We start from the raw sequence: 4769 nt of genomic DNA on the forward strand, positions 1-4769 counted from the left end.
CGCCGGATGCCCGGCGCGTGCTTCGATCATTGCCGCGCGTTGCGCGGCCAGCCGGGCATGCCCCGCCGCTACCGGTGGTGCGCGTGGGTCAGCGCAGCGGCGAAGCCAGTACCGTGATTTCTTCGCGGTCGTGATACAGCTGTTTGGCGCGCAGGTGCAGCGGTTTGCCGGCCTGTTCCTGGAACAGCTCCAGGCACAGGCGGGTTTCATCCCAGCGCTTTTTCATCGGCAGCTTGAGGTTGAAGATCGCATGCTTGCACCAGCCCTCGCGGAACCAGGTGGCCATGCGCTCGGCGACGCGGCGCGGCTGTTCGACCATGTCGCAGACCATCCAGTCCAGCGGGGTCTCCGGCTGCCAGTGGAAGCCATCGGCGCGTAGATGTTCAACCAGCCCGGTCTCCAGCACGTGCTCGCGCAACGGGCCGTTGTCCACGCTGATCACCTTGACGTGCTGGCGGGTCAACACCCACGTCCAGCCACCCGGTGCAGCGCCCAGATCGGCCGCGCGCATGCCCGGCTTGACCAGCAGCTCGCGCTCTTCCGGCGTCATCAGGGTGAGCAGGGCTTCATCCAGCTTCAGCGCCGAGCGCGAAGGCGCATCGGGCAGCAGTTTCAGGCGCGGGATGCCCAGCGGCCACGGCGCGCTGTCGCGGGTATCGGCGACGCACACAAACGCATGGCGACCGTCGACGAAGACGATGTGCAGGCGCGGCAGGCCGGTGTTGGGCTTGTCGGTCAGCAGGCCGGCCTTGCGCAGCGCGGGGCGCAGTGCATTGCCGAACGCGCGGGCCAGGCCGGCCAGCGGCTTGCCTTCGTCCGAGTCCGGATGCTCGACCCACATGTCGCCGAAGCGTTGCTGCCCCTGAAGCGCGGCAATGATCGGGGTGATGCGGTCGGCGGCATCGAGCTGCGGCAGCTCGGCCAGCACCTGCAGCTTCTGCCGGGCGAAGATCAGCGAGCGCCAGGACAGCGCCTTGGACAGCGCCGCGCCTTCCTCGGTGACGAACACCACGTAGCCGTCATTGCGCTGGGTGCGCGCATAGCCGGCCACGTTGGCATACGCCGCGCGCTCGGACAGCTCGGCGGCCAGTTCCGGTTCAAAGCCCTGGCGGCACAGACACAGCAGGCCGCTCATCGCATCGCGCCCGAAGCGCGGATATCAGTAATGGGCACCGTTGATCTCTCCGTACTGGCGCAGGACCGCGCGTGCAGCGTCGCGCTCGATGTCGCGCACGACCTCGATGCCACGCTTGTTGAGTTCGCCGATCCAGTCCGCCGGCAGCGGACCCTCGTCGAACGGGGTCAGTTCTTCCACGTCCTGTGCGCTGGCACCGATCAGCAGCCGATCGATACCGGCCCAGATGGTGGCGCCGTAGCATTGGCAGCATGGCTGGGAGGAGGTCGCCAGGGTGATCGGCGACAGCACATCGTTCAGGCGCGGGGTCTGCAGGCGCTGCTGGGCCAGCATGTAGGCCATGTTCTCGGCATGCGCCAGCGAGGTCGTATGCGGGACCACGCGGTTCACGCCGGCGGCGATCACGCGATGGTCCGGCCCAAACACCACGGCGCCGAACGGGCCACCGGTCTGCGCCTCGACATTCAGGCGCGACAGTTCGATCGCCAGCGCGACCTTGTCGGCATCCTCGGGATAGACACGGCCCAGATCGATCTGGTCGTGGATCCAGGCGGGCAGGGTGAGATGGACTTGCGCGTACAGCATCGGGACATGAACCTCTTCAAAGATGGCGCAGCGGCAGTGTATCGGGCCGCACGTAGGGATGCCGTGCCCGCGCTGAACGCGGCCACGCGCACGCCGGCGCAGGGCTGCGCCGGTCGCAGGGGAGCGGGAGCGCAGGCCCTGCCATGGCAGGGTCGCGCAGGTGACATCAGGCGGCCGGTGCCTGGCACCGGCCAGGGCCAGCTTACGCCGACCAGGTATCGCGCAGGGTCACGCTGCGGTTGAACACCGGCGTGGCTGCGGTGTGATCGCGGCGATCGGCGACGAAATAGCCGGTCCGCTCGAACTGGAACGACTGCTCCGGGGCCGCAGTGGCCGCGGCCGGTTCGACATAGCCGGTGACGGTGCGGCGCGAGTCCGGATTGAGGTAATCGCGGTAGGTCTTGCCCTCGGATTCGTCGTCCGGGTTGGCCACCGAGAACAGACGGTCGTACAGGCGGATCTCGGCCGGCACCGCGTGCACGGCGCTGACCCAATGAATGGTGCCCTTGACCTTGCGGTTGGCGCCTTCCATGCCCGGGCGCGATTCCGGATCCAGCCAGCCGCGCAGTTCGGTGATGGTGCCCTCGGCATCCTTGATCACCTCATCGCAGCGGATGATGCCGGCACCGCGCAGGCGCACTTCGCCACCCGGTACCAGGCGCTTCCAGCCCTTCGGCGGGACCTCGGCGAAATCCTCGCGCTCGATCCACAGCGCGCGTGCGAACGGCACCTCGCGGGTCCCGAACGCCTCGTCCTTGGGATGGTTGGAGAAGGTCAGGGTTTCTTCGTGACCCTCCGGCAGGTTGGTCAGCACCAGCTTGACCGGGTCGACCACGGCCATGCGGCGTGCGGCAGCACTGTCGAGGTCTTCGCGCAGCGCGCCTTCGAGCACGCTGAAATCGATCAGCGAGTTCTGCTTGCTGATGCCCACGCGTTCGGCGAACAGGCGCATCGCCGCCGGGGTATAGCCACGGCGACGCAGGCCCTGCAGGGTCGGCATGCGCGGATCTTCCCAGCCATCCACCAGCTGTTCGGTGACCAGCGCCATCAGCTTGCGCTTGCTCATCACCGTGTAGTTGATGTTCAACCGCGAGAATTCGATCTGGCGCGGCTTGGCGGCTTCACGCGGCAGGCCGCGATCGACCAGCGGCTGGGTCAGCGCATCGTGGTGGGCGAAATCGACGTTGTCCACGCACCAGTCGTACAGCGGGCGGTGGTCTTCGAACTCCAGCGTGCACAGCGAATGGGTGATGCCTTCGATGGAATCGCCCAGCGCATGCGCGAAGTCGTACATCGGGTAGATCGGCCACGCAGTGCCGGTGTTCTGGTGTTCGACATGCTTGATCCGGTACAGGGCCGGGTCGCGCAGGTTGATGTTGCCGCTGGCCATGTCGATCTTGGCGCGCACGGTGCGCGCACCATCCGGGAACTCGCCCGCGCGCATGCGGCGGAACAGATCCAGGTTCTCTTCGACGCTACGGTCGCGGAACGGCGACGGACGGCCCGGCTCGGTGAGCGTGCCGCGGTAGGCGCGCACTTCCTCGGCCGACAGGTCGCACACATACGCCTTGCCATCGGTGATCAGCTTCTGCGCGGCCAGGTAATAGGCATCGAAGTAATCCGAGGCATGGCGCAGCTCGTTCCACTCAAAGCCCAGCCAGCGCACGTCATCCTGGATCGCGGCCACGTACTCCGGATCTTCCTTGGCCGGGTTGGTGTCGTCGAAGCGCAGGTTGCACACGCCGTTGAACTCACCGGCGATGCCGAAGTTCAGGCAGATCGACTTGGCGTGGCCGATGTGCAGGTAGCCGTTGGGCTCGGGTGGGAAGCGCGTCTTGATCGCGGCATGCTTGCCGGCGGCCAGGTCCTCGCGGACGATCTGACGGATGAAATCCCGTTTTTCCTGGGCTTCCGGAAGGGCGTCGGTGGGGGCGGCGGTAGGCTCGGACATGATGCGCGGTCGCAGTTAAAAGGCAGAAAGACCAACAGTTTAGCCTGTCGGGGGACGCGCCACCGCATTCGCGCTGTCGCCCCACGTTTTGCTGCGCAAACCGCGGGCCCCTTCTCACCATCACCCAGCCCCCCGCGCCTTCGGCGCCGCCCCCTGACTCAGGGGGCTCCCCTCCAGACGCATTCGGTAGTGCCGGCCGCTGGCCGGCTCCTCATGACTTGGCAAAGATTCGGTAGTGCCGGCCGCTGGCTGGCGCTGCACAGTGCCGGCGATATCGGGAGCCGGCCGGCGGCCGGCACTACGGGATCCGGCTGCACCTGGAAGATGACCGCCGCGGGTCGGGACGCCTTCAGTCCCCGGGCGTATGCTGGGCCCATGCCCTCCGGAGCCCACCCATGCACGTGATCTACCAGGCCGACAACCTGTTCGACGCCCATCTGGTCAAACACGCCCTGGAGGACGCCGGCATCCCCGCTTTCGTCTTCGGTGAATCGCTGTTGGGCGGCATGGGCGAGCTCCCGCTGTTCGGCGTCCTGCGCGTGTGCGTCCCCGATCTGGCCCGTCCCGAAGCGGAAGACATCGTCGCCCAACTGGACTTGGGCGCGGCCCCGGACGACCCCATATTCGACGGAGACGAAAGCGCCGGCCTGTTGCCGGCCTAGGAGAACGCCATGTTGGGTATTGGAAACGGTGTGTTGGGCATCGGCGCCTTCAAGCAGCGCCTGCCGCGCCCGGAAGAAGCGTTGCCGGGCCGCGACCAGCCCCTGCCGCTGCTGCACAACCAGCATTACGTCAACAGCCACCCGCTGAAAGACAGCTTCACCGGCCTGGAGCGGATCCGTTTCGCCATGGGCTGTTTCTGGGGCGCGGAGCGCAAATTCTGGACCATCCCCGGCGTCTACTCGACCTCGGTCGGCTACGCCGGCGGCGTCACCCCGAACCCCACCTACGAAGAAGTCTGCTCCGGCCTGACCGGGCACACCGAAATCGTCGAGGTCGTCTACGACCCCGCCATCGTCCCCCTCGAGCGCCTCCTCCAGGTCTTCTGGGAAAGCCACGACCCCACCCAGGGCATGCGCCAGGGCAACGACACCGGCA

The 4769-nt window shown here is 67.1% G+C and carries 5 protein-coding genes; 2 read left to right on the top strand and 3 right to left on the bottom strand.

Annotation, left to right across the window (positions count from 1 at the left end; all coding sequences use genetic code 11):
• Positions 1-88 precede the first annotated feature (88 nt).
• From rlmM to ACE026_RS07030, 3 genes are all read right to left on the bottom strand, one after another.
• On the bottom strand, positions 89-1135 hold the full coding sequence (rlmM, locus tag ACE026_RS07020) for a 23S rRNA (cytidine(2498)-2'-O)-methyltransferase RlmM (RefSeq protein ID WP_121042813.1): 1047 nt from the start codon (positions 1133-1135) through the stop codon (positions 89-91).
• Between the two features lie 24 nt (positions 1136-1159).
• Positions 1160-1720 carry a nucleoside deaminase gene (locus ACE026_RS07025; protein ID WP_123728403.1) on the bottom strand — a complete coding sequence of 187 codons (561 nt, stop codon included), beginning with the start codon at positions 1718-1720 and terminating at the stop codon, positions 1160-1162.
• Between the two features lie 202 nt (positions 1721-1922).
• Positions 1923-3671 carry a glutamine--tRNA ligase/YqeY domain fusion protein gene (locus tag ACE026_RS07030; RefSeq protein WP_486038504.1) on the bottom strand — a complete coding sequence of 583 codons (1749 nt, stop codon included), beginning with the start codon at positions 3669-3671 and terminating at the stop codon, positions 1923-1925.
• Between the two features lie 395 nt (positions 3672-4066).
• Between ACE026_RS07030 and ACE026_RS07035 the strand changes: the two genes are divergently transcribed.
• Together ACE026_RS07035 and msrA are read left to right on the top strand one after the other, a co-directional pair.
• Positions 4067-4333 carry a putative signal transducing protein gene (locus ACE026_RS07035; RefSeq protein ID WP_102789560.1) on the top strand — a complete coding sequence of 89 codons (267 nt, stop codon included), beginning with the start codon at positions 4067-4069 and terminating at the stop codon, positions 4331-4333.
• Between the two features lie 30 nt (positions 4334-4363).
• Positions 4364-4769 (top strand): peptide-methionine (S)-S-oxide reductase MsrA (gene msrA, locus ACE026_RS07040; RefSeq protein ID WP_486038509.1); only part of this gene is annotated, 406 nt, incomplete at its 3' end.

Source organism: Stenotrophomonas sp. AGC87, from assembly GCF_057333975.1.